Below are 20566 nucleotides of genomic sequence, written 5' to 3'. Positions count from 1 at the left end.
TGTTGCGTGTCGACGGCTACGCGCTCGTCGCAGCCCGTTGTGAGTAGCTAGGCGAAGACCTTCGGGTGGCGCTCGAGCCACGGATCGAACGTCCGCGCTTCGCGGCCAGACAGCCGCTCCACGTCGCCGGGTCCGGCGGCAGCGTAGCAAACTCGGTGGGCGCGCGTGGCGCCTTGCCAATGAGTTGGCAGTTTTCCATCCATTTGGAGAGACGGCCTCCCGGCCAGCGGTTCAGAAAATCTGCCGAGCCGACGGATGGCGCCTTGTTCCATGCCTCGAACGCCGCCGTTCCAGATCGCCGTCTGGTCCCGCTCCGGGTAACGCCGCATACTCTGGACGTGATCCTTGAGCAGAAGGACGATGTGGGGACAGGATGAAGAAGAAAGAACTTGGTCATACGCTGGGTCTCGTGGTCTGCGCCGGCGCCGCGCTCGGCCTCTCCACGGCGTGCTCGGGCGCCGATGTGTCGGACGAGCCGCTCGAGGAGCTCGGGTCGGCGTCGTCCGAGATCATCATCAACGAGGTGGTGCTCTACGATAGCTCGAACTTCTCCGGCGTCTCGCAGGGGTTCGGGATCGGCCGCTACACGCTCGCGGACATGGCGACCATCGGCGACAACAGCGCGAGCGCGATCAGGGTCCCCGCCGGGCTCCGGGCGACGGCCTTCTTCGGAGACAACTTCGGGTGGGATGTGCGCGTCTTCACCTCGGACACGGACCTCGTGGCCGCGGGCTTCGACGACACCATCTCGAGCCTCGTCGTCGCGCACGCCTCGGACCCGCAGCTGGACGCGGTCACCTTCTACGAGAACGCCAGCTTCTCGGGTGACTCGTTCGCATACGGTGTCGGCGCCGCCCTCTTGTTCGCCAGCCCCTGGACCGCATGGGACTTGCGGATCAGCTCCGTCCGCGTCCCCCCCGGCTTCAAGGTGACGGTCTCCGACGGGTGGATCGGGTATCCCACGACTACGCGCGTCCTCACGGCAGACGCGAACCTCGCTCCCCTCAACTTCGACAACAAGATCCGAAGCTTCATCATCGAGCGCTTGTAGGAGCGAGCGCGGGCGGCGCGCGTCGCGCGCCGCGCGCCGAGCTCTCCCCGCGCTGGCCGCGCGAGGCGAAAACGGCGCTCTCTCGCGGTCCTTGCTCAGTAGGCCCCCTTCGGATCGAGGCCCAGCATGTGCTGGCCTACCATCGTGGACACGGCGTCCCAGTTGAGCGTGATGTGCTGGGCGATCGCATTGCCGTCTCGCCACATGCGCTGGATGGGTTGACCGAGCGCCAGGCTGCTGCCACCGACGCACGAGAACAACGACTGAATGGCGGCGTGCGACAGCTTCGCCGCGTAGGCGTGGCCTCGCCGATTGCGGATGCGCTTCTCGACGCTCACGGACCTCCCCTGGGCCGCTGTCAGCTCCACCTCGGTGATGTCGCGGTCGAGGACGAGCCTCGCCGCGTCCACGGCGGCGGCGGCGTCGGCCAGACGCGACTGGACGTGAGCGAACTGGCTTAGGAGCGCCCCCGCGCCTCCGATGCCGCCGCGAGTGACGCGGTTCTCACAGAGATCGATGAAGGCGTCGATGGCGCCTTGGGCGGTACCCAGGAGCGGGGCCACGAGGCAGACGGGGATCGCCGAGAGGAAGGAGATGCTGTAAATACGGTTGGGGTTCACCGCGGCCCCGGGAGGCGCACCGGACGCGGCCTCCGCGAAGGTGAGCTTCCGATGACCCGGGACGAAGGTCGGCTTGTCGATGACCACTGTCTTGGACCCGGTGCCAGCTTGAGCCGCGACGTACCAGTCGTCCTCGATCGACCAGTCGGAGCGGGGCGCGAGCAAGAAGCCGGCGCTGGGGGCGGCGTCGCTCTCCTTCGGGAGCTGGACGCCCAGCATGGCCCATTGTGAGTTGTCGATGTTCGAGGCGAAGCGCCACTTGCCCTGGATCAGGTACCCGCCATCCACCGCCTGCGCTGAGGTGATGGGCGAGTAGGAGCCGCACATGATCGCCCGGGGATTGGCCCTCCACACGTCGTCCTGCGCCTGCGCCGGGAACAATCCGAGCAGCCACTGGTGGATCGCCCCGAGCGAGCACGCCCAGGCGGACGAGGTGCAGCCCCGCCCGATTTCGCTGATCACGTCGAGCAGCGCGGTGAAGCCGTACTCATAGCCGCCGTAGCGAGCCGGCTGCATCAGCCGGAAGAAGCCGGCGTGATGGAAGAGCTGGTTCGTTTCCTCCGAGATGCGGCGCTCGATCTCCGTCTGCTGGGCCCGCTCGCGGAGGCGAGGGACGAGCTCGCGCGCAGTGGAGACCAGGCTCTCCAACGACGGCGCGTCGGCGGCGGGGCTCATCCGACCGGGGGCCTTCATGGCCACGGTTCTGATCGAGGAGTGTTCGAGACTCATAGGTTATGCCTCGCGGGGCGAAGATTGGCCGGCTGGCGCGACCCGATCGGCGCGGCCAGGGGCACGCGCGTCGGCGCGACGAATCGGGCCGACATCGAAGCGAACACGAAGAGCGCTGACGACCTCGCCCCTGCAGCCAGGCCAGCGGCTGCAGGGATGGCCGCACGCGCGGCTGTCGTGGCAGGGCGGAGCCGACGGCGCACGCGCTGCGCCCTCTGGGGCCTCGGGGGAACCGGCATCGCCGACGGCGGCGCCGCACATCGGCGCGGATCGCCGCGAGGCGGGACGCCGCGCCGGCGCCGCCACGCTTAGGATCACGTCCGGAGTATGCGAAGATGCCCGGGACGGCGCCAGAGGGCGCCCTGGAACGGCCGCGTTCGAGGAGTGGAACGTTGAGGGAGCCCGATGATCTGACCGGTCTGTCGATGTTCGTGCGCATCGTCGAGGAAGGCTCGCTCAGCGCGGCCGGCCGTGCGCTCGGCCTGCCCAAGGCGACCCTCAGCCGCAACCTCGCGCTGCTGGAGCAGCGGCTCGGCGCGCCGCTGCTGATCCGCTCCACGCGCGCGCTCAGCCTGACGGATACGGGCAGGCGCTTCTTCGACAAGGTCCAGCCCATCGTCCGAGAGGCGCAGCAGGCGACCGCCGAGGTCAAGAGCCTCCACGCGGCTCCCTCCGGGCTGCTGCGCATCACCGCGCCCGTCGCCTATGGCCACGCGGCGATCGCGCCCCGCTTGCTCTCGTTCATGAGGCGTTATCCGGCGGTCCGCATCGACCTGCACCTCCATGACGGGCGCGTCAACCTGGTCAACGGCGGCTACGACCTGGCCATCCGGATGGGGGCGATCGAGGACAGCGAGCTGATCAGCCACAAGCTGGCCGACGTCAGCATGGTCATCGTCGCCTCGCCGGCCTGGCTGGAGCAGCACGGTATGCCCCAAAGGCCCGCCGAGCTCGCCCAGCATGACGCCGTCGTCACGCGGCCCGATATCGTCCAGTGGAGGGTCGGCGGGGAGACCGTGCGCGTCCCCTGGCGCATGAGCACCGGCAACATGATCGTCACGCGGGACGCCGCGAGGGCCGGGCTGGGCATCGCTTTCGTGCCCGAATTCCTTGTGTTGCGTGACCTGGAACGAGGAACGCTGGTACGCCTGCTCCCCGACGTCGAGCTGCCGGTGATTCAAGCGACCGCGCTGTATACCCGCGCCGCCAGCCAATCGGTGGCGCTGCGCACCTTGCTCGACGACCTCCTCGCCAGCCGACCCATCGAGGTCGACGCCGCGCCGTCGTGACCCTGCCCGGGCGCGCGTGTAATCCCCCTCTGCTGCGACATGCGATGTCGGTACACCGGCCTTTTATCAGGCGGGGTGAAGATGAATGAGCCGGCGGCCTCAGAACCTATCTGCCAGCGTGAGCTGCGGGTGCTGCGCCGGGAAGAGCACCGGGACGAGCCGGGCGGCGTCTCCGGTAAGCCGGAGCTCCCCCGCGTCGCACACCTCCAGCGGCGCGTCCGAGCCGAGGAGGAGCCGCGCCACCGCCCAGCCGCCGCGGACCGCGCTGCGCGCCGCCGCGGCGCTCCGCCCGCGGACGACCTCGACGCGGCCGCGATCGAGGCGGAGCGTCGCCGTCTCCTCGGGGCTGGCGAGGGTGAGCGCGCCGCGGTAGCCCGCGAGCTCGGACGCGGCGAGCCGGGCCGAGAGCTCCGGCGCCATCGCCGCGAGGCATCCCGGGAGGTCGACGACCCGGACCATCGCGGCGCCATTGGCGGCATACCGCTGCTCGTAGCGGCTGTTCAGCGTCCGGAGCCGCGCGGCGAGCGCCGAGCGGTAGGGGAGCGTGTCGAAGCGGAGCTCGGGGAGCGCCTTCCGCCGGCAGAGGGCCCCGAGCGCCGAGAGCGCCGCGTCCGGTGCGCCGGTCGCCTCGGCGCACACGAGCCGGCTCCTGCCCGCCTGGACGACGACATGCCCTTCGGGGCGCTCTCGATCGGCGCCCCAGCACCAGGCCTCGACGTCCTTGCGCATGCCGCTCCACGAGCGCAGAAAGGTCGGCCGCACCGCCGTGCCGGTGAGGCCGGCGTTCCACCGGTTGTGCAGCCGCACCAGCGCCTGCGTGGGCGCCGCCGGGATCCGGCGCAGGCCGCGCAGCCGAGGCAGCGTGGCCGGGAGGTCGGCGAGCTTCACGCGCCACCGCGACTCGGGCCAGGCCGGCACATAGCCGAACCGGTGGTAGAAGTCGTCGATCCCGAACAGGATCGAGAGGTGATAGCCGCGGGCGCGCATGCGGTCGAGGCTGTGCGGAGCCGTGCGGGCCATGAGCCCTTTCCCGCGGTGGACCGCCTCGGTGGCCACCGCGCCGATGCCGCCGCAGCGCACCTCCGCCCGACCGATCCGCATCCGGTAACCCCACACGCCCCAGTGGGTGACCATCGCGTCACCGAGGAATCCGATGACCGAGGCGTCCCAGTCGTAGTGGCTGTGGTTCACGTACCAGGCGGCGCAGTCGGCGCGGAAGCTCGCGTAATTGCCAAAGGTGCGCGCCGCGATCTCGATCACCGCCGTCGCGTCGGCGACCGGAGCGGGGGAGCGGACGGTGAGGGACGGAGTCTTCAGGAGCGTACCCGCCATCGGTAGGAGCGGTTCGCCCACGGCGTGGGATCGAGCATGGTCCCTCCTATCCGGACCCCGCCAACCCTGTCCAAGTTTCTGACGCCGCGGCGCTACCCCTCCGGCTCGCGCTCCGGCCCCAGCCCGTGCCGGTGGAGCAGGCGGTACAGGTACCGACGATCCAGCCCCGCGGCGGCCGCGGCCCGCGAGACCTTGCCGTCGTGGGCGCGGAGCAGCGCCTCGAAGTAGCGGCGCTCGAAGTCCGAGAGGACCCGGTCGCGCGCCTCGGCGTACGGCACGCTCGCGTCGACCGGCGGCGGCGCGCTCACCGGCGCGAGCTCGCTCACGGGCGGCGGCGCGCGGAACACGAGGTACTGCTCCACGTAGTTCCTGAGCTCGCGCACGTTGCCCGGCCACGCGGCGCGCGTCATGCGGGCGATCACCCTCGGGTCCCGCAGCGTCGCCGCCTCGTCCGGCGTCGCGTGGAGCGAGGCGAGGAGATCGTCGAGCAGCGCCGGGATGTCCTCGGGGCGCTGCCGGAGGGGCGGCATCGGGATCCGCACGACCGCGATCCGGAAATAGAGATCGGCGCGGAAGCGGCCCGCGTTCACCTCGGCGCGCAGGTCCCGGTGCGTGGCCGCGATGACGCGCACGTCGACCGACCTCGGCGTGTTCGTCCCGAGGCGGCGGATCTCGCGCGCCTCGAGCGCCCGCAGGAGCTTCGGCTGGAGGTCGAGCGGCAGCTCGCCGATCTCGTCGAGGAAGATGGTCCCGCCCGACGCCTCCTCGAAGGCGCCGATCCGCTGCTCGCCCGCGCCGGTGAACGCGCCCTTCGCGTGGCCGAAGAGCTCGCTCTCGATGAGGTTCCCATGGATCGCGCCGCAGTCGACGACCACGAACGGCCTGTCCCGCCGCGCGCTCCGCTCGTGGATCGAGCGGGCCGCCTGGCTCTTGCCGGTGCCCGTCTCGCCCTCGAGCAGCACGGTGACGTCGCGCTCGGCGGACCGCGAGAGGAGCGCGAACACCGCCCGCATCGCCGCCGACGCGCCCGAGAGCGCGCCGAACCGCGCCTCCTCCCAGAGCGGCAGGCGGTTGTGCTCCGTGCCGAACTCGAAGCGGGCGACCGTCTTCCCGAGCCGGATGAGGCTGCCGGTGCGCAGCAAGGCCTCGATCACGTGCACCCCGTCGACGACCGTGCCGTTGTGGCTGCGGAGATCGCGGACGCGCGCCCCGGCGTCGTCGATGCGGATCTCGCAGTGAAACCGGGAGACCGTGGCGTCGGCGACCACGAGGTCGTTGCCCTCGCTCGACCCGATAGAGCACCGATCGGCGGAGGAGTCCCAGACAGCACCCTTCGCCGGGCCCTCCACGAGCTCGATGCGGAACCGGCGGACCATGCCCGCGCTGTCGTCCGGGCGGGCGCCCGGGTGGGTCAGCGTATCGCCGCCGCTCTGGGCTGCTCTCTTCGGGGGTCCGCTCGCCATGGCGCCACGATACCACGGCGGCGTCGCGCCCCGCGCGGTGGCGCTGTCGCCGCCCAGGCCACGCCGGCGCAGGGGAGTGCGACGGGCGCGCGACAAGGGCGCTCCGCCACCGGGCGATCCGCGCGGGACGCGGCTGGCACGCTCGATGCTCAACGGTGAAACGTCAGCGGCCAGCGGTCCGCGGATAACGGTCCACGGTCAACGGGCCATGGACAACAACACCTCGAACGCGCGGCGATGGGGCGCATCACCGGCAGCGCGTCCATAAGGCGCCCGAATGGAGAATCCCATGAAACCCATCCTCAAGCTCTCGATGCTCGCCGTCGCCTCCGCCCTCGCCACGGTCGGCGTGGCGCCGGACGCCTCGGCCAGGAACACCGCCGCATTCATCGGCCGCACCAGGGACGCCGCCGAGGCCAGCTGCTTCAGCGAGAGCTACGGGAGCCTCATCAACGACGGCTTCGTCGGCGGGCACCGCTGCGGCAACTCGGTCATCATCCTCCCCCTCGTGATGGATCCTGGCCCCTTCAACAACTGGGCGAGGGTCACCGTGACCGCGAAGAAGCCGACTTGGACCACCACGATGAACTGCGCCACGTTCGTCTTCGACAAGGCCACGGGGGGCGGCTGGTCCGGCGGCGGGGTCGACCTTGCGACGACGGGGTGGTTCGAGAACATCAAGCTGCCGGACACCCCTTATTATCCCGACACCTCGCCGTTTGCCGCCTGCGCGGTCGGTCCGGGCGCGCAGGTGGTCCAGCTCGTTTACTGAGAGGGGCCGCGGCCGCCGTGGGAGCGCGGCGCGCGCTCTCACGGCTCCGGCCCGGCGCGCCATTCGACGGAGGGAGTCATGAAGAGGATCTGGCAGGTTCTGATCGTGCTCGCGGCGGCCGGCGCCGTCGCGACGCTCGCCGTCGACAGGCGGCGGGACGAGGCGGAGATGGCGCGCATGCGCGAGGACATGGGCGCGCTCTCGCGCGCCATCGAGGCGACGAAGAGCGGCGCGGCCCTCGCCGGCGCCGCGCCCCGGCCCGAGCGGTGGATCGAGGCCGCCGCGCCGGCCCCCGCGGCTCCGCCGGCGGAAGCGCCCGCGGCACCCGCGCCGGAGCCCCCGGGCGACGCGAGCGAGAGCGCCCCGACGGTCGAGCAGCGCGCGGCCGCGCTGGCCGCGGTGCGCGAGCGCCTGGAGGACACGTTCACGCAGCAGGGGACCGACACCCGGTGGAGCGCCGAGGCGCGCGAGGCGGCCCGGGAAAAGCTGAGCGCGGCGCTCCCGGACACCTCGTCGCTCCGCTCGATCGAGTGCCGGAGCTCGATGTGCCGTGTCGAGACGGTGCACCAGGACTTCGAGCAATACGAGCAGTTCGTCCGGAGCGCCTTCATGAGCCCGCAGGAGACGCTCTGGAGAGGGGGATTCTTCACCCTGCCTGTCAACGACCCACGGGAAGGCGAGCTCGTGACCGTGGCCTACGTCGGTCGCGAGGGCGCGCCGCTGCCGATGGCCCTCTAGAGCGACGGGCACCCGCTTCGGATACGGGCCCACCTCGACGTTTTCGGTGCTCAGCGCACCGGAGTGCGCTTGCGCGCCGAAAACGCCGATCTGGGCCCGTCTCCTGTGCGGGTGACCGCCGCTCTGCTGCCGCTCTGCTTGGTGCAGAGGTGGGCGGGAACTGCTGTTCTTGGCGTCCTTGGCGGCCTCCGGAAGAGCTCAGAAGAACCCGATCGGCCCCGGCGACCACGGGAACTCCACCGCCTCGCCGACCGCGGGCGGCGCGACGCGGCGGAGCCTCCCGTCGCGCCACGCCAGGATGACGAGCCCCGGATCCTCGAGCGGCGCGCCCAGATCGACCTCGAGCCGCATGGGCCTCCCGTCCGCGACCTCGGCGACCCGGATCGTGGCGCCGCACTGGCCGACCTCGTAGCCCGCCGCGATCGGCGAGGACGGCGCGCGATAGAGGGTCTCGAACGCCCCGGTCAGCATCGTCCCGTCGATGCGCCCCAGGGAGAACGAGGACGGGCCTGTGCGCGTGAGGCGGTGCGTGCCCTTGTTCATCGAGAGGATCGACCAGCAGGAGAACGAATCGGGCGACTCCAGGGCGCGGATCGCCTGCGGGTACATGGCTGCCATGGGATCCGAGGCGGCCGCGATGAAGACCCGCTTGCGGGGCGGCGCGTCGATCTCCGCGGTGCGGGCGATGTCCTCGAGCTTGCGCGCGATATCGATGCTCGATGCGGTGGCGGCGAGGAAAAGGAGCGGCGCGATCCCGAGGTGCACGGCGGCGAGGAAACCGGCGCCGGCGCGGCGGGGCCATGACGCGACCCCAGGCGAGGGGGCGCGGCGCAGCCCGCGCAGCACGACGACGGCGAGGAGCGGCGCGATCCCGAGGCCCGGCATCAGCAGCAGGCGCGAGCCGGGGAAGCCCCCGAGGCTCGTGAAGAACGCGAGGAGCGCCCCGGGGACGAGCCAGCGCAAGGCGGCCCGCTCGCGCTCGGGGACCGCGGGGAGGCATGCGCGGTAGAGGAGGGCGACGCCGGCGGCCGCCGCGAGCCCGACCGCGATGAAGGGGAGCTTGGGGAGCGGGACGGAGAGATCCGCGGGCACGGCCACGAGGGCGCCGCCGATCAGGATGGGCAGCCGCTCCGCCGCGGCGGCCACGAAGGCGAGCGGGCTGTTGAGCGGGTCGATATACCCGCCGGTGTGCGCGGCGCCGCCGCCGAACGCCTTGTACGCGGCGAAGTACCCGAGGAGGCCGAGCACCGGGAGCACGCCGGCCGCCCGGGCGCGCCAGCCGTCCGCGCGGCCCGGCGGCACGGGACCGGCGAGCTGATAGGCGATCCAGTACGCCGCCCCGCCGAGCGCCGCCTCGCCGCCGAGGAGCCCGAGCCCGAGCCCGAGCGGGCCCAGGTACCGCCCGGGGCGCCACCCATCCTCGCGGTAGCGGAGGTATCCAACGAGCCCGAGCACCACCGGGAGCGCCGCGAGCAGCATGTGCTGGCACGCAATCCAGCCGACCGGGTGAACGTGGTTCCCGCTGACCGCGAAGATCAGCAGCGCGAGCGCCGCGGTCGCGCCCGGGAGAACCCGCAGGAACAGCCTGCCGGCGGCGGCGACCAGGGCGACGTAGAGCCCGATCGAGACAAGGTGGTACCCGAGCGGGGTGTCGCCGAAGACCGCGCGCTCCAGCGTGAACAGCGCGCTCGCCAGGGGGCGGACAAGGTGGATCCTGAGCTCCGGATCGGTCCACCACGGCAGCCCGGAGATGGAGACGGCAGCCCGTGTCTCCTCCGGAACGCCGGGAAAGAAGTTGTAGAGATCGTACCAGGGAGGCGAGCCAGGGATCAGCTTCGCGAGGTAGCAGAACAGGATGTAGTCATCGGCATAGAAGGCGATCGCCACCGTGGGCAGCGCCAGGGCGAGCGCGAGGAGCAAGACGGCCTGGACGAAGCGAGGGTGGTTGAGCCACTGCGCGAAGCGATCAAAAGGATCCGGTTTCATTCGTGACCACAACGTAGGGTAGCTCGCGCGCGCCGTGTAGATGGACCGGAGCGCCTCGCGCGGCGCCGCCCTACCTGCGGCTCACTCCGCCCTGGGGCAGGGGTCGCGGGAGAAATGTGAGATCGATCACATTTGTGCGATTGGCGAGGTCTCCTGGGGAGTTGCGCTGTTCGAGCCCTGTCGCCGAGGAGCGCGGGGTGACCCGGACACGTGCTCTATCCGTTACGCGCGCAAGACGTTCAGATCGCGCAGGTCGGTGACATACACGCTGCGCTCGCGGCGAGCGCGATAGATCGAGCACGCGTCTCTGCCGATGTTCCGGCTAAACTCGAACCGACCCAATGAGGCTCGGAATCATGCATCAGCCCGTCCCAACTCCTGTTCGACGGCGTCACCACCGGCGCGAGGGCGATGAGGACGGGTCGAGGGGGGCGGCGGGGGCGCGTGCCGGTCAGCACCTGCCGGTCAAGAACCGGCGCTCCGGTCCGTCCTATCCCTCTGGCCCACGTCGCGGGAGATAGCGTGTCTGCCCATGTGACCTCCTTATGAAGGTCGAAAGGATCTGCACAAGTTCGCCTGTGACACACCGCCTTTCCCGCGCTGGCGCCGGGGGCTCCGCCCGGGGCACCACGCTCGGGCTCGGGACATGTCTCCGTGTGAACCGGTGCATTTTCTTGAGCCGCGCTGGGCTTCGCGGACGACTGCTTGCTGTCCCGCCGCCCACTGACGGAGAGCTCTGCGATTCGCCAGAGGAACGATGGTCATGGGCCGGCGGCCCTCGAGACGTGCGACATCGGACTACGGACTTGGAAGAAAGACAAAATCCGGAAAGGGAGAGCAAGTGAAGAGGTTCGCGCTCTTGAACATGGTTTCTCTTATGTCGGCGAGACCTTTCCACAGGGGACCGGCTTCGGTGAGCACATTTGACATCGGCGTGTGACGCGGCAGCCGCCGGAAGATGAAGCAGCACGAGGACGACGGCTGGAGGATCCCCGACGCCATCTGGGCAGAGGTGGAACCACCGCTGGATGACTCGATTTCGGGCGAACCTCGTCCGCTGGTCGAAGCGCGCGGACACCTACCTCGCCCTTCTGCACTTCGCTTGCGGGATCATCACCTGGCGCGCGGCTGGCCTATTGGGATAGGCTCCAAGCGGATCAGCCAGCGCGACAACTTCTCTGACACGGGGGGTAGGACGGCGTCCATCGCAGATCCGGGCGGTGAACGCTTACGTTCTGTCAACCCAGGGCAGGTCCCGCAGTCGGGGCTTGACGTCTCTTAAACGCTCCGACTTCCTTCCCATGATCTTCGGATGGCGTTTGCGATTCCTACCCGCGCAGGGCGTTCTCGGCGACGAGCTGGGCTCGCGATGTACGATGCCACAAAGCCGGCGGAGCGAGTCGCGGCCAACGGGCACGTTGACGACGGTGAGCACCATCGTCAGCGCGGCTTGGAGCCGACTGTGAGACCGAGGTGTGCGGGGCATGCAGGGGTCGTCCAGCGGGAGAACACCGTCGTCAACGTCCCGCGGCGCCAACGCCATCCTCCTCTGCCGCAGGACTCCCGCGCATCGGCGCGGACGAGCCCCGTAGCCAAGAGGGGTGTTGCGAGGAAGCTCCGAGATGCTCGCTCCGGAGGCGGCTTTGCGCAGGTGCTATAACCGCCTAGGGCAGACTGGCTTCGGACAGCATGGTAGCTGAGCCCCGAGCGACGGGGACATCTGCCAGCATTGTACTCGCATCCCGATATGCATCGGATTGTAGCGGCGCCACTATCCTCTAGACTATCGCGATGCGATATCGTAGATCCGATTGTAGCGACAATCCCCCCCCGGTCGCCTTCGATAGCTGAAGCTCTTGCACCTCGAACGTCCGTTCTGTTGGAGTAACGGCGGAACCTGGGTGACATCAAAGCCAGCGGTTTTGCCGGGGGCAGCCGAAGCTCGCCAATCCCTTGAGTCCAAAGGAGAAACCCTTTCCATGGCCTGCAAGCCACACGGAAGAGGTCCAAGGTAAATGATTTTCGAATGCGTGACATGCACGTTAGGCACGCAATTCATTACCTCGTGTCTCGCTCTAAACTACAGGTGAAACATGCTCTCTTGTCGAGTCTTTGATAAGAAACAGGTGGGCGCTGCTTCGATACGGACCACGTCCTATGTGCTCGGAATGGCCTTGGTTCTGGTCTTTCAACCCAGATGCAGCACTGAGTCGGGCGAGGAAGACGAAAGATCGTCGGAGAGTCGAGAGAATGTCGGTAAATCCATTGCCGCGATTGAGGATCCTGGATCGGTTGTGGTGTCGTTGACGTTCGACGATACCATTGCGGACCAGTATGTGGCCCGCGACATTCTCAAAGAGTACGGTATGCACGGTACCTTCTACCTCAACAGCCCACGCATCGGCCGGAGTGGTTACATGACCCAGCAGCAGATCCAAGATCTGCTGAATGATGGTAATGAGATTGCCGGCCACACGCTGACCCATCCGCACCTCACTACCCTCAGCGAAAGCGAGCAGGTGCGGCAGATGTGCGACGACCGCAGGGCGTTGATGGATCTATTTGCTCCGGAGAATCCCGGATTCTCGGTGACATCGTTCGCCTACCCATTCGGAGAGTCGAACGTCGCGCTTCAGGGTATCTCCCGCGACTGCGGCTTCACCAGCGCGCGCGGTGTCAGTGGTCTTTGTGGAAGCTGTTCGACGAATGCCGCCGAGACGATTCCTCCGCAAAACGCTCAGCTAATTCGGGGCTATGGCTCTATCCAGTCAACGACGTCGGTGGGCGCGATTACAGGCTGGATCGAAAATGCGCACCGCAACGGTGGCGGGTGGGTGCCGTTGATTTTTCATCACATCTGTACGGATTGCAATGAACAATACGGTTTCGCGGTCGCCGACTTTGACGCCGTTCTGAACTGGATTCAGCGCAATAGATCGACCATGAACATTCAAGTCAAGACGGTCGATCAAGTCATTAACGGGGGCGGTGGCGGAGACGGTGGCGGTGGCGGTGGCGGTGGCGGTGGCGGTGGCGGTGGCGCTGGCGGTGGCGGTGGCGGTGGCGCTGGCGGTGGCGCTGGCGGCGGCGGCGGCGGAGACGGTGGCGGTGGCGCTGGCGGTGGCGGCGGCGGAGACGGTGGCGGAGACGGTGGCGGCGGCGGAGACGGTGGCGGAGACGGTGGCGGTGGCGGCGGCGGCGGCGGAGACGGTGGCGGTGGCGCCGGCGGAGACGGTGGCGGTGGCGGCGGCGGAGACGGGGGCAATGGCGGAGACGGGGGCGGGAGCACGCCGCCCACGGATTCTATTCCTATCTCCAATGCCTCACTGGAGGATGATGTTAACCCTGAGAACGGCGTGGCGGACTGCTGGGAGCGCGGGCGCTATGGCGCAAACACCGCGACATGGGCGCGCACGAGCGACGCCCATACGGGGACAAGCGCCGAGAACGTAACCATCTCGCGCTACAAGAGCGGCGACCGCAAGCTGGTCACGAGGCAAGACTCGGGCCCTTGCGCTCCTCCGGCGCAACCGGGGCGCACCTACACCGTTTCAGGTTGGTACAAGGGTTCGGGTACAGCCCGCATGGTGGTGTTTTATCAGGATACGGCGGGTGCGTGGAACTACTGGACCGAGGGCTCTGCGCTCGCTGCAACCTCCACCTGGACGCAGGCTTCGTTCACGACACCGGTAGCGCCGGCAGCAGCCCGTCGCTTGAGCTTCGGTTTGGCGCTTGAGTCCATTGGCTCTCTCACGGTGGATGATTTTGCCGCCGTCGGGAACTAGAAGCTATTTCATGACAAGAACTATCGTTGTCGCGACTAATTACATCCGTCGCACGACTCCCATTGGTTGATTCGTTCTATGCCTACTCGGAATACTCGGAGGAGCGTCATGGTTCATGGTATGAGCGCGCAAAAGAAGCCCGAGCTGGACGCAGGTGCCGCTCTGGAGCCCAACGCTGGTCCATGCAAGTCGAAGTCAGGCGTCCACACGCGTATTTTTGCGTTTATCACACTGTGCGGCGTCGTGGGAGGCATTGGATCGATCGGTCACGCTGTCTACCAAGCAGCGCGCGATTCGGTTATTGCGCCGCTCATCTTGTCGCCCGATAATGACATCGTCCTCGCCAACAAGCTCAAGATGAACGAGCTGCAGGTCGAGCGCACCCGTGCGGTCGCTGAGCTCGAGAGCTGCGGCGAGGGCCTCCTGGCCGCTGAGACAGCGATCGAACGCCTGGAGCAACTCCGACCGACCGTAGCCAGCGGGCGCGATTGGATTACCAAGCTGAATTCCCGCCAAGCACAGATGGTTGAAGGCGAGATCAAGACACTGCAAAGCCAGAAGCGCTTCCTTGCCGCGATGATTGAAAAGCAAACGGCGCTTACAGGCAAGGCAAAGGCCGACATGGAAGCCGGCATCATCTCGCGGACAGACTATGCAAAAGAAATTCAGACACTCAATCAGATGAACCTCGCGCTCTTCGGGAACGAGCGCGAGAGGATACAGAGCGACGGCCTGATGTACGAGAAGCTTCTGGTGCAGAAGGCGCTCTCGGGGCACGATGGAGCGCCGGCCACGCCCGAGGCCATCCTCCGCGACGAGCAATTGGCCCGTATCGAAATGGAGCTGCTGCGGCTCGAGTCCGAGAAGCGCGCCAAGCAGGCATACGAGCGCGCCCTTGCCGAACGTGTCGCGAACATCGACCAGATCGCAGCAGATCTGCGGAACCGGCCGACATTTCGGGCAACCGAGCAGAGTCTGGACGTAGCGTTCGTGCCCTATACCCAAATCGAGGGGGTCGAGCGAGGCGCGCAAATCTACTCGTGCGTCTGGGGCCTGTTCTTCTGCGAGGCGGTGGGCACAGTCGCCGAGATCGTCCCTGGTGAGGTTACGCTCCCGGACCCGTGGGGACATCAGGCGCGTGGGCAATACGCAGTGCTCAACCTGCGCGATCGTGATTCTGCCAAGGCGAAGAGCTTGCGAGTTCGTCTTGAAGGCAACGTTGGCCGCGGCCAGCAATACAATGCGACGGACACGCAGCCGCCGGATGTTGCCTCCGAAGACGAGACGCCACCCGCCTCGCTACAAGTGGAGGCAAGCCAGGACGAGTCTGCGATGCCGGCAGCGCACCTGGAAGATCACTCCCGGTCGAACAATTGAACGATCCGGACCAAGGGGGGTTCAAGTATGGAATCACTGCTGTGGAGCCTCCACGCGTGGGACGGGCTCCTCCTATCCGCGCCGCTCGTGCACTGTCTTTTTCTGTTCTCGATATTCGCCTGGGATCACTTCTACCTTCTACCCCGCCACATGTGGACTCTGGCGTTTGGCCGGATGGATCGCTGCGAACCACAGGACACGCTTCCTTCCGCGGTCCTCGTGATCCCGTCGTTGCTCCGCAAATGGGACGAGCTCGCCAGCATGCTCTGCACCGTCGAGAGCGCGCTGATGAACAGTTATCCGTCCGAATTGTTCATCGTGATCAGCATTGATGGCTATGATGACGCCCCCGAGCTCTACTCCGAGCTTCGCAGCTGGGCAGAATCCCGAGAGCGCCGACCCGGCATCTGGTTGTATGTGACCGGAACCCCCGGGAGGCGTGGAAAGCCAATGGCGATCGAGCATGGGGTGAAGTTTTTGCGCGAAAGGGTCTCGAAGGGGTACCACCCGCGCTTTCCCGAGGTCTACATCAGCACTGATGCCGATGCTGATCTTGGCCCCGACGCTCTCCGGAAGCTGGTCCAGCGTTTGGTGAGACGGCATCCTTTGACCGGCTGGCCTGCTCGTGCTGTGGCTGGCAATTTTTATCTTCGTGGCAATCGCTTCTGGCAAGGATGGAGGCACTTTTTCACGGTCGAGGGCCAGCTCACGATTCAAATTGCGCGCGAGTACATGATCGCCAACGTGGCACGACACAACCTGCGGCCGATTCCACTCTGCGGCGTGCCGGGGGTCTTTTACTGCACATGGTATGACATTTTCGCAGCCGCTCCGAAGTTTCTGGCGTACATCCGGACGTTGCGATTGCGGCATTGGGTCCTCTGGTGGCTCGGCTTCCCGCTCCCAAGCTTCTCCGCGAGCACGGTGCCCGAGATTCCAGAGCTGATCGCCGGCGACACCGATGATACGGTGATGGCGTTCATGGCCATCCTTGCGACGTTCAAGAACGGCCGGTTTCACTTCGAGCCCCCTAGAACTCCGCTTCATGCCTTGTGGGCCATGCTTCGCGCTCTGTGGATCGACCGGGCATTGAAGTATGAGCCCGAGGCTCGCGTGTATACCTCTTCGCCGACCACGATCAAGAGCCTGTTCCGGCAGCGCCGCCGGTGGAACACCGCGCGCATCGAGGTAACGGGGCGATTCTGGCGCGCGTTGCCATTTTACTGGACCTTGGGCCTCCCCGCGATTGTGATTCTGTTCTTGCGATTCAGATATTGGTTCTTGACCGGGTTGTTCTACCTGTATCTTCCGGCATCTTTCTTCAATCCGAGTGGACTGACGATCTTCGTCATCGGACTTTGTACATGCCAGATCGTCCTCAATAGTCTGCTCATCGCCTTTGCTCTCGTCATCAATGGTGATCTTCGTTACTGGAGATTGTTGCTGGCAATTCCGTTTTCGCCATTGCATGCATTCGTCTTCGCTTTCGTTTCCTCATTCGTGGGGGCGGTCCACGATGTGTTGTTGTTCGGCAATGTCACCGGGTTTGCGCCGGAGTCGACGCTCATCCGTGGCGGCTCGTCGCGCATAGCCCTGCTGTTCCGTATCCGGCGTGCCTTGCAACTCTCGTTGCGTGCGATCCTTCGTGGAGATGTCCCGTTTGGAGCATTCTGGTTCGGGTGGCGAGAGACTCCCTGGACTCCCAACGGTTACGAGGGCTGGACCACGGGCAAGAAGCCGGGCTTTTTTTCAGTTTGGCACCAACCTCGACCCGGTTTTGACCCGTCGAGACCGTCATCAGGACGCGGAGCGGGGATAGGCTCGTGAAAGCCAGAGCCAGCGCCTCGGTGTTGATCTTGGCAGCCGCCTTCATATCGCTCGGTATGGTGACTGTGGTGGCTGCCGGTCGTAGGGGGCAAGGCAGCGCGCCGATCCATAGTGATTGGATGGACAGTGCTTCACTCGAATCGATCAGCGTGGCTCAACTGCGAGCTACGAGCGGCACGATCGAAGCTCTTGACAGCTCTCACTCAGCGCTGCGCTCACCCGCGCTGCGCGCGCTCATCGGTGGTGATTTTCGGTCCACGGTCCAGATGAACTTCGCCTATCTCGGCCCCACTCTTTACAGTGCGCCGCTCGCTTCGGGCGAAATGCGACGGCAGGTCGGCATAAAGCTCCTTGCCCAAGATACATGCAACGTGCTCTACGTGATGTGGCACATCGAGCCCGGCGATGGCATCCAGGTCTCTTTGAAAATGAATCCTGGACAGAATGCGCATGCGCAGTGCCGTGACCGAGGCTACACGAGGCTTTTTCCGACCTGGTCGCGCGCGGACATCCCTGTGATCCGCGCCGGTACGAGCCATACGTTGCTCGCTCGGCTCGATCTCGAAGCGAACACACTTCATGTGGAAGTAGACCATGCGGTCGTATGGATAGGGAAATTGCCAGACTCGGCACTGAAGCTAAGGGGGCCGGCTGGGATTCGGGCTGACAATGCGAGCCTCGAGGTCGAGCTGCGAGCGTCGCGTCCAGTCTTGCCGGATCAGAAGCCCTGATGGCAGGCGTGTCTTGAAGACCTCTCCGTGTCCGGCGGGGTTGCCGGACTGCGTGATTTGCCGTGCGCCGCGTCGCACGCGGACGGAGCGCGCGCATGCCCATGACGGCGCCTTGTCGGAGATATCGAGCCCCAGCAGAGCGCTGGGTCGGGAACACGTTTTGGTAACAACCCATGGATGGTATATGAGGCAACCTGCAATGCGACAATTGATTCGTGTCCCTGTGACCGCCGTTGCTGCCTTCCTGTTGCTTGGGCGAGCCGACGCATTGGCAGAGCAGCCGGCCTACTGCCGTAAAGTGCACGCGCTGGCTGCGAGCGATGCGGCCTTGCTGATGGCACCCCAGGTTGTTGTTCAAGGGATCCGACATCCCTCGAGCAACGCGATCGACATCGGCGCGACGGCAGGAGATGGCTACCAGGTGCGGACGGCGTTGTCGTTCTCTCCGCTCGATTTCTACAAAGGGCTACGCGTGATGCGCCTCGGCGACGCGGAGTGCGACCTGCACGAATCGTCTATGAGCATTGAGGAGGTCCTCGATCACGGGGCTGACGCCGCCCGCCTCGTCGCGCTGCGCGAGCAAGAGGCCTATCTGGACGCACACGGTCAGGAGTGGCGCGCGCTCATGAAGAAGGCCGAGGAGCGGTTCTCCGAGCGAGTCATCACGCTCATCGATCTCAATGAGGTGCGGAATCACGCTGACGCGCTCGAGCGCAAGCTGGCTCACGTGCGCGGCGAAGTGGCTCAGCTTGCCGCGCAGGGGCTCGGCAAGCCGCGCGGATCGCTCAGTGCGCAGGCGGCAGCCTACGTACGGAGCGCCAACCGAGTCGCACGGGAAGCGTCGTACGTTCGGTCGCTCGACGCGTGGCGCGTCCGCGTCGTCAGTGGAGTCATACCGTTCCCGAGGTCTGACTGGTATGGGCTCGCGGAGGTGAGCTTCAATATCGGCGGGATCGCGCAATCCATTCACGAGGACCGGCACCTCGGGTCGAGGGCCGAAGAGCTGCAGCATGCCTCCTACGAGGTCAACCAGCGACTGCGGCGGTTCCGTGATCAGACCCGTGCGGCGATCGAGCAGGCGCGCAACGAAGTTGAAGCCGTCGAGCGAGAGATTTCTTTCATCGTGAAGGTGCGGAGCGTTCTCGAAAGCTCGGACGCTCAAGGCATCGCGCACACCCGCGACACGCTCGCACTCCAGCAGCTGTCGGTGGATGCCGAGCGCGTGTTTCTACGCGCGCTGATAGAGGCGCTCTCGACTTACACCGAGGACCGCCCGCAGGGTGTGGAGTGAAGACGGCCTCTTCGATGCATGGAAGAGGTATTGTTATTGCGTCGTTTTTCAGGAGGGCCGGATCGCATTGAACAATGTTCTGTCGACCCAGGGCAGGTCCCGCAGCTGGGGGTTGGCGTCTCCGAAACGTTTGGACTTCCGTCTCTGGAACGTAGCGTCAAGACAGATCCCTCCCCTCCATCCTCTTGCCGCTCTTGCACTCCCAGTCGCCGAGCCGCTCCGGCTCGGCGCGGCAACTCCTGGAGCCCCACTCCTCGCGGCCGGCGGCGCGGCCGCGCTCCTGCCGGTGCGGGCAGCACGCTCGCCCCTGGAGAACAGCGCACCCGGGCGGGCGAGGGCGAGGCCCGCGGCTGTGTTCGGACGGTCGTCAGCGCACCTCGGCGGCGGCTCCGCGGATGAGCTGCAGGAGGTCGCGCCGCATCTCGCCGCTCACCGTGTGGCCGACGCCAGGGTAGCTCGCCAGCCTCACCTTGACGCCGCGCCCCTCGAGCGCCGCGATCGCGTCGCGCGTCGGGCCGATCGGGACGCGCCGGTCGTCCTCGCCGTGCAGCGCGACGAGCGCCGGAGCCGCCGCGCCTGCGCCGTGCAGCACCGCCGGGGGGACCCAGCCGCCCATGGGGAAGGCGGCGCCGACAACGCGCGGGTGGTGAAGAGCGAGCGCAAACGTGAGCGCGCCGCCCTGGGAAAAGCCGGTCACGATGGCCATTCCCCGCGTCGGCCGCTCGGCGGCGACCCGCTCGATCGTCGCCGCGAGCGCGGCGGCCGCGCGCAAGATGCCCTGTCCCACCTCATCGCTCGCGAGCGCCTGCTGGAGCGGAAACCACGAGTAGCCGCCCCCGTACGGCGTGAGCCCGCGCGGCACGATGAGGCGCACCTTGACGTCGGCGCCCGACAGCAGACCCGCGAACGACTCGGGCCTGTCGCCGAGCCCGTGAATCGCGACGACGAGGGGGAGCGCCTCGTTCCGGTCCGCGCCGCCCGTGATCTCTTCGAGGTACTCGACCGCGGCGGCGGGGACCGCCGCGCTCGCGGCTGGCGCGGCGGGAGGCGCCTGCTGCTCGGTGCCCGCAGCGCCGCCCCCGGGCGGGGCTGCCCGTCGCTCGCACGCGGCGAGCGAGACGAGCGACGCGAGCGCCAGCGCAGACCAGGCGTGGCAGCGGCGGAGGCGAGAGGGGCGCATCGAGCAGATGCTTGCTGAACCCGCTGCTCGGCAGCAACAGCGAACTTCCCGCGGCGGCGACACCGCACCGCCTCGTCAGGAGTGGCCAGCCATCGAGATCTCCTGCCATGGCCGGCATGCACGGGAGAGCACACACACGAGAGCGAGGGTTTGGGTGCCGTTGTATTTGTCTGCTCCAGGACGATCGCCGCGCGTCTGCCCACCGACCAAGATTTTTTGGGGTTGTTAGTAAAGTGTATTTCCTACATAACTGGATCTAGCTGCTTGGCTTAGAGCGACGAAACCTCTTGTCGCCAGGCAGCCGATGGTCGGCGCGTCGCGTCGTTGCTCCGTGTCGCCCTGCTTCCGCAGGACGCCTCGTCGCACCTGTCGCTGCGCCCACCCTCGGCTGCCTG

The 20566-nt window shown here is 67.0% G+C and carries 14 protein-coding genes and 1 pseudogene; 10 read left to right on the top strand and 5 right to left on the bottom strand.

Features of this window, described 5'->3' with window-relative positions:
• Window positions 1–373 precede the first annotated feature (373 nt).
• Window positions 374–1051 (top strand): hypothetical protein, encoded by a 678-nt coding sequence (locus WMF12_RS21990; protein WP_437873473.1) that lies wholly within the window; start codon window positions 374–376, stop codon window positions 1049–1051.
• Window positions 1052–1146: 95 nt separating this feature from the next.
• Here WMF12_RS21990 and WMF12_RS21985 read toward each other — a convergent pair whose 3' ends face one another.
• Window positions 1147–2400: an acyl-CoA dehydrogenase family protein gene (locus WMF12_RS21985; protein ID WP_437873472.1), complete on the bottom strand. Its 1254-nt coding sequence runs from the start codon at window positions 2398–2400 to the stop codon at window positions 1147–1149.
• 425 nt (window positions 2401–2825) lie between these two features.
• Here WMF12_RS21985 and WMF12_RS21980 point away from each other — a divergent pair, with 425 nt between their 5' ends.
• Window positions 2826–3689 (top strand): LysR family transcriptional regulator, encoded by an 864-nt coding sequence (locus tag WMF12_RS21980; protein WP_437873471.1) that lies wholly within the window; start codon window positions 2826–2828, stop codon window positions 3687–3689.
• 99 nt (window positions 3690–3788) lie between these two features.
• Here the strand turns inward: WMF12_RS21980 and WMF12_RS21975 are convergent, their stop codons facing one another.
• Both WMF12_RS21975 and WMF12_RS21970 read right to left on the bottom strand, forming a co-directional pair.
• Complete coding sequence (locus WMF12_RS21975; protein ID WP_437873470.1) at window positions 3789–5021, bottom strand: GNAT family N-acetyltransferase; 1233 nt, start codon at window positions 5019–5021, stop codon at window positions 3789–3791.
• Window positions 5022–5113: 92 nt separating this feature from the next.
• The gene (locus WMF12_RS21970) at window positions 5114–6484 is read right to left on the bottom strand and encodes a sigma 54-interacting transcriptional regulator (protein ID WP_437873469.1); all 1371 of its coding nucleotides are present in this window, start codon (window positions 6482–6484) and stop codon (window positions 5114–5116) included.
• Between the two features lie 289 nt (window positions 6485–6773).
• Between WMF12_RS21970 and WMF12_RS21965 the strand changes: the two genes are divergently transcribed.
• Window positions 6774–7256 carry a hypothetical protein gene (locus WMF12_RS21965; RefSeq protein ID WP_437873468.1) on the top strand — a complete coding sequence of 161 codons (483 nt, stop codon included), beginning with the start codon at window positions 6774–6776 and terminating at the stop codon, window positions 7254–7256.
• 78 nt (window positions 7257–7334) lie between these two features.
• Window positions 7335–7994: a hypothetical protein gene (locus tag WMF12_RS21960; RefSeq protein ID WP_437873467.1), complete on the top strand. Its 660-nt coding sequence runs from the start codon at window positions 7335–7337 to the stop codon at window positions 7992–7994.
• 198 nt (window positions 7995–8192) lie between these two features.
• On the opposite strand, the gene WMF12_RS21955 is transcribed toward WMF12_RS21960, so the two are convergent.
• Window positions 8193–9980, bottom strand: a complete 1788-nt coding sequence (locus WMF12_RS21955; protein WP_437873466.1) for a hypothetical protein — start codon at window positions 9978–9980, stop codon at window positions 8193–8195.
• Between the two features lie 1040 nt (window positions 9981–11020).
• Here WMF12_RS21955 and WMF12_RS21950 point away from each other — a divergent pair.
• The 6 genes and pseudogenes from WMF12_RS21950 to WMF12_RS21925 all read left to right on the top strand — a co-directional run.
• Window positions 11021–11125, top strand: a pseudogene (locus tag WMF12_RS21950) (IS5/IS1182 family transposase); the annotation flags it as partial.
• 948 nt (window positions 11126–12073) lie between these two features.
• Entirely contained in the window at window positions 12074–13765 is a 1692-nt protein-coding gene (locus WMF12_RS21945; RefSeq protein ID WP_437873465.1) for a polysaccharide deacetylase family protein, read from the top strand.
• A 120-nt stretch (window positions 13766–13885) separates the two neighbouring features.
• Window positions 13886–15142 (top strand): hypothetical protein, encoded by a 1257-nt coding sequence (locus WMF12_RS21940; protein ID WP_437873463.1) that lies wholly within the window; start codon window positions 13886–13888, stop codon window positions 15140–15142.
• A gap of 27 nt (window positions 15143–15169) precedes the next feature.
• Window positions 15170–16969, top strand: a complete 1800-nt coding sequence (locus WMF12_RS21935; protein WP_437873462.1) for a hypothetical protein — start codon at window positions 15170–15172, stop codon at window positions 16967–16969.
• Entirely contained in the window at window positions 16966–17700 is a 735-nt protein-coding gene (locus WMF12_RS21930) for a hypothetical protein (protein WP_437873461.1), read from the top strand. Before WMF12_RS21935 ends, WMF12_RS21930 begins: the two co-directional genes overlap by 4 nt.
• A gap of 223 nt (window positions 17701–17923) precedes the next feature.
• Window positions 17924–18991: a hypothetical protein gene (locus WMF12_RS21925; RefSeq protein WP_437873460.1), complete on the top strand. Its 1068-nt coding sequence runs from the start codon at window positions 17924–17926 to the stop codon at window positions 18989–18991.
• Between the two features lie 367 nt (window positions 18992–19358).
• On the opposite strand, the gene WMF12_RS21920 is transcribed toward WMF12_RS21925, so the two are convergent.
• Window positions 19359–20171: an alpha/beta hydrolase gene (locus WMF12_RS21920; protein ID WP_437873459.1), complete on the bottom strand. Its 813-nt coding sequence runs from the start codon at window positions 20169–20171 to the stop codon at window positions 19359–19361.
• Window positions 20172–20566: the final 395 nt, after the last annotated feature.

It is taken from the genome of Sorangium sp. So ce363 (assembly GCF_051520435.1).
GTDB lineage: Bacteria > Myxococcota_A > Polyangia > Polyangiales > Polyangiaceae > Sorangium > Sorangium cellulosum_B.
Note: the sequence above shows the minus strand (reverse complement) of the source record. Positions and strands in the feature narration are given on the sequence as shown.

Coding starts and splice junctions, on each gene's coding strand:
- WMF12_RS21990 (WP_437873473.1), top strand. CDS start 374: ATGAAGAAGAAAGAACTTGGTCATACGCTGGGTCTCGTGGTCTGCGCC.
- WMF12_RS21985 (WP_437873472.1), bottom strand. CDS start 2,400: ATGAGTCTCGAACACTCCTCGATCAGAACCGTGGCCATGAAGGCCCCC.
- WMF12_RS21980 (WP_437873471.1), top strand. CDS start 2,826: ATGTTCGTGCGCATCGTCGAGGAAGGCTCGCTCAGCGCGGCCGGCCGT.
- WMF12_RS21975 (WP_437873470.1), bottom strand. CDS start 5,021: ATGGCGGGTACGCTCCTGAAGACTCCGTCCCTCACCGTCCGCTCCCCC.
- WMF12_RS21970 (WP_437873469.1), bottom strand. CDS start 6,484: ATGGCGAGCGGACCCCCGAAGAGAGCAGCCCAGAGCGGCGGCGATACG.
- WMF12_RS21965 (WP_437873468.1), top strand. CDS start 6,774: ATGAAACCCATCCTCAAGCTCTCGATGCTCGCCGTCGCCTCCGCCCTC.
- WMF12_RS21960 (WP_437873467.1), top strand. CDS start 7,335: ATGAAGAGGATCTGGCAGGTTCTGATCGTGCTCGCGGCGGCCGGCGCC.
- WMF12_RS21955 (WP_437873466.1), bottom strand. CDS start 9,980: ATGAAACCGGATCCTTTTGATCGCTTCGCGCAGTGGCTCAACCACCCT.
- WMF12_RS21945 (WP_437873465.1), top strand. CDS start 12,074: ATGCTCTCTTGTCGAGTCTTTGATAAGAAACAGGTGGGCGCTGCTTCG.
- WMF12_RS21940 (WP_437873463.1), top strand. CDS start 13,886: ATGAGCGCGCAAAAGAAGCCCGAGCTGGACGCAGGTGCCGCTCTGGAG.
- WMF12_RS21935 (WP_437873462.1), top strand. CDS start 15,170: ATGGAATCACTGCTGTGGAGCCTCCACGCGTGGGACGGGCTCCTCCTA.
- WMF12_RS21920 (WP_437873459.1), bottom strand. CDS start 20,171: ATGCGCCCCTCTCGCCTCCGCCGCTGCCACGCCTGGTCTGCGCTGGCG.